Here is a 17,855-nt window from a genome sequence, read left to right on the forward strand (position 1 = left end):
TTTTATTAGTATAACATGTAACGTTTTATATGGAAATAGCGAGCCCCCGTTATTTCACTAATGCGTTCCCCCCACTTTATAATCTGATGCTGCTGAACGATTCCAGTCATACAGAATGCTGTCCCCATCTCGAAAAGAAAATGTTGTATATTCGTTATCTGTTTTTTCCCGAGAAAACCCTTCCATTTCCCACATATTGCAATATCCATTCTGTTGGTTCTTTTTATTTACATAGCTTAAGTGTTCCTTTCCGTCTTGTATTGTTTTGATGGAAAAATTCACAACTAAATATCCTTTCTTTAACCAGAAATCTTCCTTAAAATCAAAAGCTCCATTATTCTCATAATATGCTTTCAAAGGAAATGCCTTTGGTACTACATAAATTTTACTAGGCAGATAATATTCTCCATACCATTTTTGCATAGACCTTGTAACCGTTTTCCACGAAACATTTATAGGAAGCTCATTCATGCTGGAATAATTTTTTTGGATAGGAATATAGGTATCTCCAATATAAGTTCTAAAATTCTCATTTAACTGAACAGACTGGAAACAAAACATCGGATATTTCTTATTACGGATACTGTCTATCGTTTCACCAGTCACCTTGCATTTCACCTTAAGTTCTTCCTTGCTTACTGCAAGAAAAGGACTTCCTAATGCCCTATTCTTCACATTTTCTGCATCCCTTTTACTGCCAATGCGAACTAGTATTTCTTTTTCCTCTCCAATTGTTTCAGAATAATAAACATCCACTTCTGTCCTGTTTTCTCCTGTTTTATCAATATAATAGAACTCTGGTTTTATTACTATACTGTCACTCTCCTCATACATATTACCGATTGTAGTTAAATAATATCGGATAGAATACCCCGTCTTTAATATTCCTTCTGTAGAATCATATGGATGACTTCCTTTTACAAGAGGAATCGTATTCCTACTACTTCTATCCATTCTTTTACCGTCCTGATTATTAATGCCTGCCCAATAGGTGAAACCTGTTGGTTTTAATGAATCAGTCTGACGGAATACAGCCTGCCACGTTGGATAGTCTGATATATCATAAATAGAAAGTCCATATAGCCTGCCCGATATTTCAACGCATACAGAATCCGAAGCAATGTAATGGGCAGGATTAAGATTCGCAAGATTTTCTTCTAGAAGTGTTTCATTCTGTACAGTGGGAATGTTTACCGCAATACTCCTGCACTGTATCTCATAGCAGCCTTCCTTGACCCATATGGGAAGGTAAAACTCTGTCCAATCGTCTTCTAGTGTAATCCACGTATATTTGCAATAATACTGGCTGCCTATATATACATCAAAGGGAAACTGAACCTGCCTGCATTTTGTATACCGTTCATAATCCCTATATCCATATCCTGTCTGGTACAAATGCTCACCTTCCGTTGGCAAATACAATGAAAATGTCTTGTCTAACACGAGGGATGCTCTGGTTTTATCTGGATTAAGCATCTGATTATATGGCACCCCATTGGATACCATGGCATCACAGATAACTGGTGTATGTACAACAACTGGATTAATTCCCTCTATTTCATAGACCAGTTCATTATGATTTTCTGTTGTACTAACCGTTTCATATGTTATGTTTCCTGACGCAGCATACTCCTGATTTAAAATATGCTGGGCAATACTTAAATCATCTTGAAAAAGAACGTTTTCACCTGTTATTGCAGCCTGCCCTATAATTTCTTTTGGCGGATTTGTTTCTTTTTCTCTCCAATGCTTATCCATTACAATCTGCTGCCCCATAGTTAAGAAATCATTTGCTACAAGTATTTGGGGAACCTGCTGCTGGGCATAAGTAGAAAAGTTTTCTGATGGAATTTCTGGCCGTTGATTACTACCAGTAAGACTTTCTGATGGAATGATAACAGTATCTTGATAGACTGGGATTTTCATATGATTATTCTCGTCAGAATCTGCTTGATATACTAGTTGTGGAATAGAATAATTCTTAGGAACCAACACAATCGATTGATTAGGAAATACTTTATTACGGACTACAGCATTTTTAATTTTGTAATACTGTAAGGATTCAATCACCCAGTAAGAATAGGTTCTTTCCACCTTGATTTTTTTCGTAATTGTCTTCTCTTCCTTTTTTTGAACAATTTCTTGTTCCTCTGTAGAATTGCTGTCATTCCATTTTAAATGATAGGTTTTTTGAATCGTAACATAAAAAGATTTTGTTCCATAGATTTTCTTAAAATGATAAGACAGTAAATAAGACTGGGACATAACATTTACATATAAATTTTCTTTTACTGGAATTCCTTCTGTAACATCAAAAAACTCTTTACCTCTTTCTTCTGCACCAATGACTGCACTTATATCAGGAGATTCTAGATTTCTAATCTGTTCCGTTTCCGTAATTGTTTCTTTCGACGGCGTTTCTCTCATAATAGCTACAAACCGGACACCTCCTGGCCTCTGCCGAATCGTTCTGTTTTGTATACTGGCCTCTGACTCTCCGTTCAGTAAGCTGCGTCCAGTTCCTTCTATTGCCCTGCCGCTTATATAATACTGGATATAGCTTTTATATAACTCATATGTTGTATTACGATATACCATTTCTTTACGAAATGTTACAGCAAGCATAGTGCCTGGCTTTACCCATCTGGCTTTGTCATAAAGCTCTGTTTTTATAATTGCTCCAGATGCTGTTTTATACTGAAGTTCTACAGGCTCCAATGCCGCCTCATACCTTACCTTAATATCAAATCTGTCTCTGAAATCATTGGGATTTTTCCAATTTTCAGCTCTCATAATAGAGGGCAGATCATAAATTTTACTTCCATAGGCTATTCCATTATGCATCACCTGAAAGATACCATGGAGATATATAATATCGTTATTTTGAATCTCATCAAAGCCGGCTTGGATAAATGCTGCATTCACAGCTTCCTTTGGAATAGTAAAGGTAACATATACCGTACTTTCCGTTTCTCTTTCCTTTTTCCACTCCTCTTTTAAATAAATCGTAGCACACTTCAGCTTTTGCGGATATCCGCCATTGCTTGCTTCTCCGCTTAGACAAGGTTCTCTTGTCACTGTAAAACCAACTGTTTTCCACCGAATAGAAGACACTGCCTTTGTATCAACTGTAATAAACTTAATTCCACCTTCCACTGTTGTAACGCCAGTATTTTCCGCAAAGCTTTCAGGGCTTTTCCAAAAGACAATACAAGCTACAACCAGTATCAGTATCCATTTTTTATTCATCTGCAAATAACTCCTCCTAAAATGCTGTATCAATTAATTTATTGTCAATAACTGCATAGTCTTCACCTAAGCTGTTTCCATTATAGGAACCAATTGCAATATCAAAATATTGTTCTGCCCATTTTCCTATTACCATTGGATTCCCAATGTAATCATCACAGAACACAGTATCTTTGGTGGCAGTTCTGTCTTTTGCAGCTACAAGCATAAACTTAACATAAACTCTTACATAATTATTTTCCATGTTATATAATGTGGATGGTTCCACGCTTACCCGCTGTGTTTTAATAACCACCTTATTCTTTTTCATCCTGGAAACGTATTCTTTAATCTGAGTTGTCATTATCTTATTGGATACTTCATCTTTATTAAATATATAATAGGTACTTCTTAATTTATTAATCCATTCCTTGTCAAGTGTCCTGTAATCCACATTAAAGCGAAGCTTCATATTCTCTTCCACTTTGTCACACCATTCATCCAAATGCCGTTTCATCACTTCTTCCATACTTGTCTGATTATAAGCAAATACCATCTGCTTCACATGGGCTGGACTGGCATAATCCTCCAGTTCAACTGGTTTCTTATAGTATTTTGTTTTCTGGTACTCAAATTTTCCTTCATAAAATCGGTTAGGAAAGCTTGCCAATATGTATTCATAACTTTTATAATTTTTCGGAAGATGTGTAGTGCGAATCAGCTGTCCATCCGGACTAAGGTTTTTTCTCTGGCTTTTCTCTGTAACCCTCTTCAAGATTGTCCCAATCTCGGACTTTGTTAAATAACTACCTCCCGAAAACCTTCTGCTCTGACTGCATGTTCCATTAGACTGTCCAATCATAATCCCCTTACAAAATACTTTAATAACGTCTTCCCTTCGGTTTTTAGCAATAGAACTTAAATCAGAAATTCTATTCTTTAATTTTACCTGCTCATACAAGGCGTGATCGTACTCCTGCCCATATAAAGATTCATCCATCCTGTTTACCAGTACGGCAAGTCTTTCCTTCGTAAGCTTCTTCCCCATATCAGCCTTCTCTTCGTCCAGTAAAAGCCCAGCTGTAACAGCAGCTTCTATCCTCTCCTTTTCTCCTTCTTCCTCTGTTAAAGCAAGCAGATTGACGATTCGCAATATTCCATATTTTTCAGTTACTGTATTGGCTGCACTAGATATTTTACAATTATAAAACAGACCTGCTCCTAGCAGAATTAGAAGTACACCAGTTAAAACTCCTCTATACTTTCCGTTCATAAAATCCTCCTTACTCCTTGTTGATACGCTTTTTGTGATTAAAACATAGAAAAATAGATGTGACATATATTATAGAATTCTATACAAGCTGTTTACTTTCTAGATATTATTAGGAATTTTTTATTATCATACCATATTTTTTCTTTTAGTTCAATTTATTTTCCCTATTTTATGTATTTTCTCATCACAGAAAATCTATTTTTTTTGCTATTATCTGACACTCTGCTTTTCTGCTGAAAATCTCCACTTTAATAAAATCTTACTCCTTTTGCTAAAGACAAAATAGAGGCTCTTGCTCCATAGATTATTCATCTATTTTGCAAAAGCCCCTTTCAATCTAAATATTTATTAAATTATTTCTTCTTTATTTCATATACCCTGGTTCCAAAATCCCCCATAAGCCGCGTCTGCTCCAATAGCTCTGTTCCTGAGAACTGCTGGACTAACTTTATTCCTGCATGCATAAGCATATCTCCAAATACCTGATATTCTTCCTCTTCACTCATACCTGCTACTTCTTCTTTTCCCTTTATTATATATTGTTTTCTGGATTTCACAGTATAGATTTCATCCGGCAGAAGATTCACTGCCTTTATGATATCCCCAGGTGGATTGGATACAGCCAGCCTTTGATAAACAAGTATAACCGCCTCTTTTTGATCCCCTGACGTAACCTGCCAGACAACCAGATTCTGCTCTGATTTCAGCCGTGAGAAAGTGCCGAACTGAAACAACCTCCGGTATTGTTTATAAAAACTAATCTGCTGCGCCACTGCTATTTTTTCCATTTCTGTTAATTTTGTAATATCAATTTCATATCCAAGCACTCCGAAACAAGCCACATGAAACCTTGTCTCAATAGAAATATTTCGAAGTGTCTGATGATTGGGAACTGCACTGACATGTGCTGCCATAGCAGAAAGAGGATAGCCAAAGGATGTCCCTTCCTGAATATCAATTCTTTGATTGGCATCTGTATTATCAGAAGTCCAAATCTGTGGCATGTAAAACAACATACCTAAGTCAAAACGGTTTCCTCCTGAGGAACAGCTTTCAAATAAAACATCTGGAAACTCTTCTGTAATTTCCTTCATAATCTGATACAGCCCTAAAATATACCGATGATAAAATTCTCCCTGCCGTTTCAAAAGTCCTGCTGAATAAGCATCTGTTATATGTCTGTTCATATCCCATTTCACATATTCAACTGGTGCACTTTTCAGTATACTGGTAACAGCATCCACAATGTACTCACATACCTCCTGACGTGTCAGATCCAAAACAAGCTGGTTTCTTCCCAAATATGCCTCTCTGCCAGGTACCTTTACCGCCCAGTCTGGATGTTGTCTATATAACTCACTGATTTCACAAATCATTTCCGGTTCAAACCACAAACCAAATTTTATGCCAAGGTTATTTATTTTCTTGACAAATCCATCTAATGTTCCACCTATCTTCTTCTCATTCACTGTCCAGTCACCTAGGGAAGAAGTGTCGTCGTTCCGATTGGAGAACCAGCCATCATCTAACACAAACATTTCTATGCCAAGACTTTTTGCTTCCTCTGCAATTTCCAGCAGCTTATCACCAGTAAAATCGAAATAAGTCGCTTCCCAGTTATTAATTACGATTGGTCTTTCCTTCCCCTGCCAATTAGAAGGTATTATATGCTGATTTACAAATACATGCATATTATGTGATAATCCATTTTGCCCTTTATCGCTATAAGTCAATACTGCCTGCGGGGTATAAAAGACATCATTTCCATCTAATGTCCAGGCAAACTGATGGGGATTTAATCCTGACATAATTCGTATTTTTCCGTATTCGGATACTTCAACCGCTTCATAGTGATTGCCAGAATAAATCAAATTGAAGCCAAAACAATCTCCTGTGTCTTGTGTGCAATTTGCTTTTGTCAGCATAATAAACGGATTATGCCTGTTAGAGCTGCTTCCTGTGGTAGAATCGTTTACATAAATTCCAGAAACAAGCTTTTTCCTATTTTTATGCCGTTCGCGAATCCAAAGCCCATCAAAAGTATGGAGATAATACTCCTGTTCTGGCAAATCCAACATCATACTCATCACTTTTTCTATTCTGATCGAATCTTCACAGTGATTCTCTATCTTAACAAGCCTTACAATCACATCGCACTCATAAAAGAACGTATAAATCAAGTGTAGATACACTGGATATACAGTATCCTTTAACACGATGTCTAATGTTTCCACATCTTCCTGTTCTTTATCCTGACTTTTCTTTGCAAAGGGCATGTTGGTTTTATCATTTTCTTCATAAGTGCCTTGATAGATTCTGTAACTGTCATAAACAAATTGATTGGAAAAACAAGAATCTGGCATCTGAAGAGTCAGAGGTATATGCCTGTAGTCTCCTGTTCCTGAAAAGGAATATTCCAGACATATATTATCTAATGTGAGTCTGGAATCTGTTGGAGTTACAATAGAATTTCCATATCCTGTTCCATTTTTTTCGTATAAAGCCTCATAATCTGACGTATGTCTTATTTTCTTCCCGTAATAAAGCTGCTCTATATACTGGCCATCACGAACTCTTATAATATACGAAGTATTTTTTGTAGAAGCATGAAATACATTATTTTGAAATATAATCAAAGCTACTGTCCTCCTGTCAGCTTATTATAGATAACATAAATTCAAATTCTATGTCCTCTTCACCCGAAATACAGTATTCTGGATGAACAGGAGCGCCCCAGCTGTCATCACCACCAACTCCCATTTGTTTTGCCGCAATCCTCACATATGTGTTTTTAACTGGCGGCAGTTCTTCTATATGCATGGCATTTTCCAAATCCACTGTGCTATAAGGCAGCACACTTAGTTCAAACGGCTGCTTTACCATCGTAATCTCTACTCCACATCCTGAAGCATCATATACCTTTGCACATCTTACGCCTGTTCGATTGCCACATTCCTGTGGCACAATATATCTGGACAAATTATCCATTACTCTCATTTCATATTTGCCAAGTCTTGCACCAGCAGAACGATCCACATAATTTTCATCAGGCCCCATACCATACCAGCTGAACCATTTTAAATCAGGCACCATTTTAAATTCCATTCCATAAAGAGGAAGAACTGTTAACCCTTCCTTCCCGAAATATTTCATCTGCACCCGTATATTACAGGTTTGATCAACGGTATAAATAACCTTTGATAAGGTACCAGGATTGGTTGGTGTTAAAAAAGTGTAGCTGAACTGATGGCAATTGCCTATTGTATCAACGGTAAAGTTAGTTACTTTTTGATATTTTGAAGCCAGGCCCCATTGAGCTGCATCAAAGCTAATACTGTTTCCTCTGTCATTATCCGTTGAAGCCCGCCAGTATACGGGTTTGCCAGCACGGCTGACTAGCTCCTTGCCTGCCTTTTTTATTGAAACAATTCCACCCTCTGATACAGAAAAGAGGATAGAAAGATCACCTGAACGGATTCCATAATTTCCATCACCTCTTATCAGTTCTACCTTTGGTAAAGCGTTTTCTAGCTGTTTCACTTTTTCCTTGCTAAAAGTCTTACAGCAATATTCACCATAAGCTGTTTCATATCCCTTTGACTCCCATAATGTATCTTCTCGTAAATGCAGAGAAACCCGATATACATATTCTCCTTCAGAGTTAAAATGTGGGTAATCAATGGGAATCCACTGCTCCTTCTGTGGTTCTACCGATACTACTCCACTGGTAAAATAAATTGGTTCTCCATTTCGAAAAACCTGGCATTCCATTATATAATGATCCGTTGAAATAAAAAGATTTTGGTTCTGTATCCGTACTCCCTTTTCATCTGGCATTATTTTTACATTTTGGTAAAGAAACTTCACTTCCTGCGCCTTTGGAGATGGAGTGCGGTCTGCATATACAATGCCATTGGCACAGAAATTATAGTCTGACGGACGATCCATAAAGTCTCCTCCATAGGCAAACACGTTATTTCCTGATTTCCCTTCTCGTAAAATCACCTGGTCAATATAATCCCATATAAATCCCCCTTGATACATGGGATACTTTTCCTCTAAAGCTGTATATTTCAACATTCCACCACAAGAATTACCCATAGCATGCATATATTCACAGCTAATATAAGGCTTTTGTGGATCCTGTAACAGATACTCTTCTATTTCATGAGGTTTTGCATACATTCTGCTTTCCATATCACTTGTTTCATTATAGGTTCTATCCCAAAATACTCCTTCATAATGAACCAGTCTGCCCGGGTCCTTTTGACGAAACAATTGTGACATAGCATAAATATCTTTTCCTCCATATGATTCATTTCCACAAGACCAAATCAAAATCGAAGGGTGGTTTTTATCTCGTTGAAGCATGGCATTGGCACGACTTAATACATTTTCCCGCCACTCCTCCAGATCCCCTGGGACAACCCATTTAGGAACAGTTCCATCTGTTCTCTGCCAGGATCCATGACTCTCCAAATTTGTCTCGTCAATCAGATATATTCCATATTCATCACACAATCTGTACCATTCACTTTGGTTAGGATAATGAGAAGTCCTTACTGCATTTATGTTATTCCTTTTGCAGAATTTTATATCCCAAATCATTTCCTTTTTCGTAACTGCCCGCCCTCTGGACGGACTAAATTCATGACGGTTAACTCCTTTAAATACAATTCTCTTACCATTTAAATACATTATTTTATCCCGCAGTTCAAATGAACGAAACCCTACCTTTTGAGGAACTACCTCAATTAAGTTTCCGCTGTCATCCTTGCAGTATAAAAGCAGAAGATATAAATAAGGCTCCTCTGCACTCCATGTCTGGATTTGGTTTACTTCTATTTTAAGGTTCATTTCTGGCTGTGTACTTATATGTTCCAGTACAGCAACTGTCCTGTTCTGACTGTCTAGCAGCTTCGCTGACATGCTTCCTTTTAAATTTCCTTTTGTTTGAAGATCTATCTCTAATATTCCGCTTTTATAATCGCTGTTTAATTTTGTTTTAATAAATACATCAAAAATATGAAGCTCTGGTACTGCATATAAATATACTTCTCTAAAAATACCTGAAAATCTCCAAAAATCTTGGTCTTCAATCCAACTTGCACTGCTTCTTTTGTAGACTTCCACACAAAGCTTATTGGTTCCCTCTATGATATATTCCGTAATATCAAATTCCGATGGTGTAAAGGAATCCTCAGCATATCCAATAAATTCTCCATTGAGCCAGACATAAAATGCTGTCTCAACTCCTTGAAAGGACAAAAATATTTTTTTCCCTTTCAAATTCTCTGCTAACTCAAAGTATTTGACATAACTTCCAACAGGATTATACTTCCATGAAATATTTGGTGGAAGAAGTTCCTCCTGACCATCCCATGGATATATTTTGTTGGTATAGTGACAATAATCATACCCTTCCAACTGAATATGAGAAGGGACCTGAATACTAGAAAAATCATCGCAGGAATTATCCATTTCATAAAAATGCTCCTTGCGGGATTCTGGATTTTCCGCATAATGAAATAACCACCTACCATTTAAGCTTTGTTTTAATGGCATTTCACTTTGGCATAAAGCCTGACATTCCTTTTCATAAAACCAATGGTCTGAATGTGGTGGTATTGTATTCACTGAAAATACAGCTGGATTCTCCAGCCACGCCAAGTCTGCCTTAGCTGCCCTTTGATTCATTTTAACATCCATACATTTATCCTTTCACTGCTCCGCCAATTGTCATTGCGCCTTCAACCTTTTTACTAAATATACAATATAAAATAATTGTTGGCAAGCTTGCAATTACCATAGTTGCTCCCATTGCACCCCAGTCAGTTGTAAAGGCTCCCTGTAAAAACAACAAACCTAATGGTAATGTCTTTAATCTTTCCTGTACTACTAATACATTTGCCAGATTAAATTCATTCCATGCATTTAAGAATATATAAATAACAAGAGTAGCAGTTGCTGGCTTTACCAGTGGCACAATAATGCGGAAAAAGCAGACAAAAATATTCGCTCCATCCATACATGCCGCCTCTTCTAGTTCAACTGGCAGTGCCTTTAATGAACCATAATACACCAGTGTTGCAAAGGAAAGGTTGATTGCTGTATAAACTAATATTAAACCTGTTCTTGTACTATCCAGCCCTAATCCATTCACCAGTTTGGCAACTGGAATCAGTATAGCTTGAATTGGTATGAACATTCCTAAAGACATATAAATTTTTGCTGTATTTCTTCCTTTCCACTGCATACGTGCTGTAGCATAGGAGAATAATAATGCTAAAATAATGGTGAGAATTACAGTTATAATCGAAACGATCAAGCTATTAGTAAAATACATTGGTACATTATATTGAGACCATGCTTTTTGGTAATTTTCCCAGTGGAGTATAGTGGGAACTCCAAATGGATTTGTGACAAATATTTCACTGTTATTTTTGAATGAATAAAAAATCAGCCATATTACAGGATATAGCGATATTCCTGCGTAAAACCAACAAAATGCACGAAATAATACTTTTCCTATTTTACCTGTCCAGTTTTTTTGCTCCATCTGCTTTCCCTCCTATCTTCTTTATCACGAAACAGCCAATTAATAACCAAAATAATAACTAAACACTGAATTACCAAAATACTGGCGGAAGCCATACCATATCCGTACCGGTATTCACGAAAGGCTGCTTTATACATTAAGTAGGTAAGGGTATAGGTTGCATTACCTGGTCCCCCTTTTGTCATAATAAACATTTCTGTAAATGCTTTAACACCGCCTGTTAGTGATATAGTAAGACAAATCTTATAAGTTTCTTTTAATAAAGGAATTGTAACCTTGGAATGAGCCTGCAAAGTCGATGCTCCATCAATTCTTGCTGCTTCATAATAATCATTGGGAATGGATTTAATACCTGCCATCATTAATGCAAACTGATACCCCATCCACTGCCATGCATTAACAAACGCAATGACATAAATAGCATGGTGCCTGTCTGATAACCAGTTTTGTTCATAATTGATACCAAGCGCTTTAAAAATTGCATTTAACAATCCAGTATCGGCATTTAGGATTGCCAGCCATAATTGACATACTACTGTTACAGAAAGCACTACAGGAATAAAATACGCCACCCGTAGAAAATTTCTTCCCTTTACCTTTTTGTTGGAAACAACCAAAGCAAAAATACTGGCTAATGTCATTTGAAAAACAGTGATCACCAAAGCAAAAATCAGTGCATTTTTATTGGATAGTTTAAAAACAGTATCTCCAAACAGTTTTGTATAATTGTCAAAACCAATAAATGTCCCGCTTCCCAGACCATTCCATTCGTAAAAACTTTTTACAAACGCCTGCACAATCGGATAAAATACCATAACAGTAAAAACCAATAGTGCCGGAAATGCAAAAAGAACAATTGCCAGCTTATTTGAATAAAATTTCTTCACTTTATGGCCCTCATTTCTATATTTTATTAGAGTTAGAGCCGCCATACACAGGATTGCCTTTGTATGGCGGCTCCATAACTAGTTCAGAGAATTATCAAGTTCTTTTATTACTTCTTCTGGTGTGTAATCTTTCACTAATAAATATTTTGTCTGATCCTCCAGAGCAGTTTTAAACGTTGCATTGGATAAATGCCAGTCGAATTTTGTAATGCTTGTGATACCTGGCAGATCTGCCTGCAATTTCTGCATCATTGCTGGAAATTCTGTCTGTGGCTCAACATCTACATCTAGAGCAACTAATGGTGTACCACGATACATTACTTTTGCTTCACAATACTTTTCTGATAAGAAAGCTGCTACTTCTGCTGCAAGCTGAGCATGCTTAGAATCTGGGTTCACTGCATAACCAGCTGCTGCACCACCACCAGACCAAGCCGTTTTTCCAGCTTCGTATGAAGCTTCATCATAAGAAGGATAGTACATCCAATCTACATCCTGACCTAGTGCAGTTGTTGCATCTGTCATATACCATTGTCCATTTAAGAACATAGCTGCTTCACCATTTAAAAACATTTGAGATGCCTGATCATAATTTGTTGTAGGTGCACTTCCCTGGAACATACCTGCTTTTACAAGGGTATTCATCATTTTAGCTGCATTTACATAGGCATCTTCTGTGGCGGAGCCTTCTCCATTATCTAGTTTTGCTATACCACCTGCATCCCATCTGGTTGCAAGAACATCAAACATAGCAGAGGTAATCCAGCCTTCTGAACCAAAAATAGCCATTGGTGTAATACCATTGCTGTTAAAAGTATCAATCGCTGTTAATAATTCATCAAATGTTTTTGGAACCTCTACATTGTATTTTTCAAAAATTGCTTTATTATAATACCACATTACATATTCGTTTCCTGCATATGGAAAAGCATAAATATTTCCATCTTCGTTATATAAAATATTCTGTGCGCTTTCAAATACTTTATCTTTAAATCCAGTTGCTTCTGCAACATCATTTAGCACCATAATATTTCCAGATTGTTTGAAATTTTCAATCTGCGCTAAAGCCACCTGATAAATGTCTGGCAAGTTGCCTGTTGCTGCATAGGTCATAAGTTTTTGTCCATCATCCTGTGCCTGGACTTCTAAGTTTAAAGTTACATTAGGATAGGCTGTTTTCAACTGTTCTACCGCATAATCATAAGGTACCTTTGTATCGTCATCTGAATATTGTGCATAGATTGACAAGGTAGCTTCCTCATTTGACAATACGCCTTCTGGCAATGTCTCTGTAGCTGACTCAGTAGTAGTTTCTGATGGTGACGTAGTATCGGGTGTAGTTTCATCCTCTGTTTTACTGGAACATCCGATAAACATAAACAAGCAAAGAATAATACTCATTGCAAAAGCCATAATTCTTTTCATAATATTTCCTCCTTGTAATAAAGTAAAAAATCTGCCTGACTGCTTAAAAGCAGCATTGCTGTTGATGAAATGAGTATACCCTTTTTTACATATAATTACTACGGAATATCCAAAAAACATTGGTATTTTTCAAAATTTATTGTCTATTTATAATATCACTAGGTAAGTAGCCAAAGTATTTCTTAAAACATTTACTGAAATAGCTGGTATCATTATAGCCAACTTTGTACGATATGTACGAAAGTTTTTTATTTTCCCTCTTAATCAATTCTCTTGCCATCTCCATGCGATACTTTGTAATGTACTCACTAATTGTCATTTTATATTCCTCTTTAAACATTTTCCTCAAATAGGTCTGATTCACTAACAATTCTTTTGATATATCACTGATGGAAAGTTCTGTATCTCCATAATTTCTTTCAATATAGCTTTTTGCCTGCTGAGCAATCTGACGAGACTTTGTATCCTGGTGCTTTACCTGATAATCAATTGCTGCTTTATAGCATTTAAAAATGAAATTCCTTTTATTTTTATAAGATGTTTCCTCATTCAGGATAGTATTTGGATGAAAACCATACCCAAATATATCATCTATATTCCGCCCCTTCTTAACTAAATAGGAAAACAAAATGCTGAGCAGACTCATATAAATCATAGTAGCATATTCTGGATTTTCATATTCCCCAATCCGATCCAGTTCTTCTATCATGCTTTTTTCAATTTGCTCATAACTTAATATTTCTAAGCAGTTATTAATTTCGTCAATTAAATCCCATGTATAAAATTCACTTTTACCATCCTGTTTCTCTCTCTTATAATCTAATATTTTACCATGATGCTCCATATAAGAATTACTTAGTGCTTGAATTGTTTGAAAATACGCCTCTCTTAACTCATTTTCTGAATAACAGTAATCGCTGATTCCAACGGAAACTTCAAAACCAATGTGCTCTTTTGTCATATTTATGATATCTTCAAATTCAAATCCCTCATACTCTTCCATAGATTGCTTATCTTGAAAGTTAAGAATTGTAACGATATTTCCTTCAAAATCACTAAAAATCTCCTGGGTTCCATTAATTTGAATCATATTCAGCAGCATGGAAGACAACACCTGTTTCCACTTTACTATTTCCTCCGATTCAACTTTGTTCTCGTACAAGTTTATCCGGACTGTAGTTACCAGAAAATAAGGATATTGAAATGAAACTTTGGTGTCCATTATTTCCTTATCCTTTAAATCCCGTGTATAAATATACTGCCTAAGCTGCTGTTCCCTCCTCTCCCTTTTTACTTCATCTTGTTCATTTTGAAGTTCCAGTACACGACTGATATTATCCTGTAATTTCAGCAATGCAATGAGCAGTTCTTCTTTTTCAAAGGGTTTTACAATATAATCACAAACACCTAGCTTAACTGCTTTTCTTGCATACTCAAACTCACTATTTCCCGTTATTAGTATAACCGATACATCGGCATTATCGCCAAGCAGTTTTTCCGCAAGTTCCAATCCATCCATATACGGCATTACTATATCCGTCAGTACAATATCCGGCAGATGTTGTTCATACTGCTCCAAAGCTTCTCGTCCATCCTTCGCCTCACAGCACACTTCAAAACCATATGCCTTCCAATCAATGAAATTCCGCAGATACTCTCTGTAAACGGGCATATCATCCACAATCATTATCTTAATCATTAATTCCCATCCTCCATACTTTCCTTTGCTGGAAGTAATATACTAATTATTGTTCCTTCTCCTGTTTTACTTTGTATTGCCATACCGTATTGTTCTCCGAAAAACAGCTTAATTCTATGATTTACACTATATACTCCAAAATGCCCGTCTGGCTGATTTGTTAATATTGACTGGCTGATTTCAGGACTCATACCTGCTCCATTATCTTCAACAGAAAGCACAATTCCTCTTTCTGTCCTGTTTCCAGTAACACGCAATAGCCCCATTTCTTCTTTATATTTTAACCCATGATAAATTGCATTTTCAATAAGAGGCTGCAAAGTGAGTTTAGGAATCAGCATATTCATAATACTTTCATCCAGATCAACCTCATAGGAAAAAATATCCTGATAGCGGATTCGCTGCAATTCTAAATAATCCTCTACAATTTTAACTTCTCTGCTAATAGTGATAATCTTTTTACTATCTGAAAGGGAATTTCTATAGTAATCAGCAAGCCTTCTAATTGCCCTTCTTGCTTCTCTGTTCCGATTCATATCTGATAGCTTTAAAATAATATCCAGACTATTATACAAAAAGTGAGGCTTTATCTGTTCATGCAACAGGGATAGCTCATATTCCTGCTTTTTCCCCGCTTCATAATCCACCTTTACAAGTAATTCCTGCACCTGCTCTGTCATATAGTTAAAGCTATTACCTAATTGGCCTATTTCATCTTCACTCTTAAAATCCAGCCGCAGATTCATATTTCCACCTGCAATTTCCTCTGCTCCAGCTTTTAATTTTTGAAGAGGATTTGTAATAATCTTAGACAAATAGTAGGACAATAGAATTTCCAGCACCATTACTGCAATTATAATGATAATTGCCATATATAACAATTTTTTTGCTTCTACACTAAATTCATTTAAATCTGTTACGCCTGCTAAACTCCATCCATAATCTGCTATTTCATAATTGGAAATATAATAGCTTCTCCCATTATATCTCGTTATCTGTTCCATCTCTCCCTGCCTCAAAAGCTCTGTTACCTCTTCCTCATCTATATACTCAGATGAGGTAACCGAACTAATTACCATTTCATTCTTATCCACCAATCGGTAATTAATTAACTGATTTGATAAAATAGTACCAATGGCACGTAAGTCCACATTTACAAATATATATCCTAATGTTTCCCCTGTGGTAATCTTTACTACTTTTTTTCCTAATGACAACACTGGTTCTGTGGTATCTTGTACAAAAAAATTTCTTGTTTCACAAGGAAACCAAATTGGCTTCCCACTGGTTTCCTTCAACTTTTTCAAATGCGAAGATTGAAGAATTTCATTTATGTTAATTTGTATTGTATTATCCGATACAAATACTGTTCCGTTATTACTAATAAATGCAATGGATTCAATTTCATCAAACACAATTTTAGCTACATAAAGCTCATTTGTAATTGCTTTTTGCTCTGCCAGTGACATTTCCCTGTTAATATCCTTGTTTTCCATTACTTTATTTATATTAACTGTTAAATAATTTGAGCAATTCTCTGTATCCTTTAATACCCTGGTAATTCGATCCGCAATTACAGTACTGGAATCCTCTACACTTTGCCTTGTCCGTTTATTTACCGTATCGCGGTACACTTTTGTCATTAAGATTCCAAATATAGTTACAGGAAGGATAGCTATTATCATATTAATAAAAAGTAATTTCCGCTTAATCAAAAGTGTTTTCCGATACTTTCTGATTTTCTCAACTAAAGTCTTTTTCATTCTGTTTTTCCTCTCATGCACAGGAAAAGGATATATTGCATCCCTTTATTAGGCTTCCTGCAACATATCCTTTACCCTACACTAATTGTTAATTGCTATAATTTTATATTCACCGTTTTCATTTTCCGTAAACCAGATATTATTGGAACCAGTGCCAACCATAACTCCATCTTCATTACTAAACATTAGATTAGAATAGGCATTTATCATACATTCCTGTAACCCTTCTGTAAAGACCTTTTCCATTCCAATCTCTAACAGCTGCTCCTTTGTATCAACTGAAACCTTAATATCTCCTGCCATAATAACAACCGGATATTCAACATAATCAGCAAATGCCTGAAAATCTCCAGCATTTACAGCATCTATAATTTTTAATGCAAACTCTTCCACATCCTCATTTTCACCAATTGCATACAAATGTTCCTTATCTGGCGAACTATTAATGTGATTCAAAGTAACCCTTACCTCCTGCGGCTCTCCACCTTCCTCTGCAAAAAAACCTGTTAAAGATGAATCTTCTATTTCAGCCAGTGCTAGAAAATAAGATGTATCCTGATATATGATTCTATTATTTTCTATAGATGTTTCCATCGTAATCGGTTCTGCATAAAAAGAACTCACTAATACAATCTGAGCTTCATTGGTCTCAACATCTGACCATATATCCAGATATACTTCTTCTGTACCAATGCTTCCATAATAAATATTATGTGCTTTATCTTGTATCGTAAAGGGAACACTCTCTAATTTCTCTGTTAATGAAGAGTAATCTGTTAATAAATTCTCTTCTTCTGCCTCCACTGCTTCCGTTGCTGGAATATCTGTGGTATCTGCCTCTTCAGTTGAAACATTGGGTTGATCTACATCAACAGTTGGTTTCTGAAGACCATCCTTTGAACAGGCAGTCAGTATAACAGCTAAGCATACCATACCAATATAAAAACTAAAATATTTATTTTTTTTCATAGTACTCTCTCCTAACTTCATGCATTCCACTTTTTTAATAGAATATATTCAT

Annotated in this window: 10 protein-coding genes; all 10 read right to left on the reverse strand. The window is 36.1% G+C overall.

Annotated elements, in window-relative coordinates:
- Positions 1 to 57: 57 nt before the first annotated feature.
- Complete coding sequence (locus BM305_RS05005; RefSeq protein ID WP_177214557.1) at positions 58 to 3,249, reverse strand: DUF5704 domain-containing protein; 3,192 nt, start codon at positions 3,247 to 3,249, stop codon at positions 58 to 60.
- A 16-nt stretch (positions 3,250 to 3,265) separates the two neighbouring features.
- A complete protein-coding gene (locus tag BM305_RS05010) occupies positions 3,266 to 4,501 on the reverse strand; it encodes a hypothetical protein (protein ID WP_092559608.1) in 1,236 nt (411 codons plus the stop codon).
- A 353-nt stretch (positions 4,502 to 4,854) separates the two neighbouring features.
- Positions 4,855 to 7,137, reverse strand: coding sequence for an alpha-galactosidase (locus BM305_RS05015; RefSeq protein WP_092559609.1), 2,283 nt, complete (start codon positions 7,135 to 7,137; stop codon positions 4,855 to 4,857).
- A gap of 16 nt (positions 7,138 to 7,153) precedes the next feature.
- Entirely contained in the window at positions 7,154 to 10,210 is a 3,057-nt protein-coding gene (locus tag BM305_RS05020) for a beta-galactosidase, LacZ type (protein WP_242940459.1), read from the reverse strand.
- 4 nt (positions 10,211 to 10,214) lie between these two features.
- Entirely contained in the window at positions 10,215 to 11,060 is an 846-nt protein-coding gene (locus BM305_RS05025) for a carbohydrate ABC transporter permease (protein WP_092559610.1), read from the reverse strand.
- Positions 11,030 to 11,947 (reverse strand): carbohydrate ABC transporter permease, encoded by a 918-nt coding sequence (locus tag BM305_RS05030; protein WP_092559611.1) that lies wholly within the window; start codon positions 11,945 to 11,947, stop codon positions 11,030 to 11,032. The genes BM305_RS05025 and BM305_RS05030 overlap by 31 nt, the downstream gene beginning before the upstream one ends.
- A 78-nt stretch (positions 11,948 to 12,025) precedes the next feature.
- On the reverse strand, positions 12,026 to 13,372 hold the full coding sequence (locus BM305_RS05035; RefSeq protein WP_092559612.1) for an ABC transporter substrate-binding protein: 1,347 nt from the start codon (positions 13,370 to 13,372) through the stop codon (positions 12,026 to 12,028).
- A 136-nt stretch (positions 13,373 to 13,508) separates the two neighbouring features.
- Complete coding sequence (locus tag BM305_RS05040; RefSeq protein WP_242940460.1) at positions 13,509 to 15,071, reverse strand: response regulator transcription factor; 1,563 nt, start codon at positions 15,069 to 15,071, stop codon at positions 13,509 to 13,511.
- Positions 15,071 to 16,834, reverse strand: coding sequence for a cache domain-containing sensor histidine kinase (locus BM305_RS05045; RefSeq protein WP_242940461.1), 1,764 nt, complete (start codon positions 16,832 to 16,834; stop codon positions 15,071 to 15,073). Before BM305_RS05045 ends, BM305_RS05040 begins: the two co-directional genes overlap by 1 nt.
- Before the next feature lie 81 nt (positions 16,835 to 16,915).
- On the reverse strand, positions 16,916 to 17,803 hold the full coding sequence (locus BM305_RS05050; RefSeq protein WP_092559613.1) for a hypothetical protein: 888 nt from the start codon (positions 17,801 to 17,803) through the stop codon (positions 16,916 to 16,918).
- Between the last annotated feature and the right edge of the window lie 52 nt (positions 17,804 to 17,855).

The organism is Anaeromicropila populeti (genome assembly GCF_900112775.1).
Taxonomy (GTDB): Bacteria; Bacillota; Clostridia; order Lachnospirales; family Lachnospiraceae; genus Anaeromicropila_A; species Anaeromicropila_A populeti.

Coding starts and splice junctions, on each gene's coding strand:
- BM305_RS05040 (WP_242940460.1), bottom strand. CDS start 15,071: ATGATTAAGATAATGATTGTGGATGATATGCCCGTTTACAGAGAGTAT.
- BM305_RS05045 (WP_242940461.1), bottom strand. CDS start 16,834: ATGAAAAAGACTTTAGTTGAGAAAATCAGAAAGTATCGGAAAACACTT.
- BM305_RS05050 (WP_092559613.1), bottom strand. CDS start 17,803: ATGAAAAAAAATAAATATTTTAGTTTTTATATTGGTATGGTATGCTTA.
- BM305_RS05025 (WP_092559610.1), bottom strand. CDS start 11,060: ATGGAGCAAAAAAACTGGACAGGTAAAATAGGAAAAGTATTATTTCGT.
- BM305_RS05020 (WP_242940459.1), bottom strand. CDS start 10,210: ATGGATGTTAAAATGAATCAAAGGGCAGCTAAGGCAGACTTGGCGTGG.
- BM305_RS05035 (WP_092559612.1), bottom strand. CDS start 13,372: ATGAAAAGAATTATGGCTTTTGCAATGAGTATTATTCTTTGCTTGTTT.
- BM305_RS05010 (WP_092559608.1), bottom strand. CDS start 4,501: ATGAACGGAAAGTATAGAGGAGTTTTAACTGGTGTACTTCTAATTCTG.
- BM305_RS05005 (WP_177214557.1), bottom strand. CDS start 3,249: ATGAATAAAAAATGGATACTGATACTGGTTGTAGCTTGTATTGTCTTT.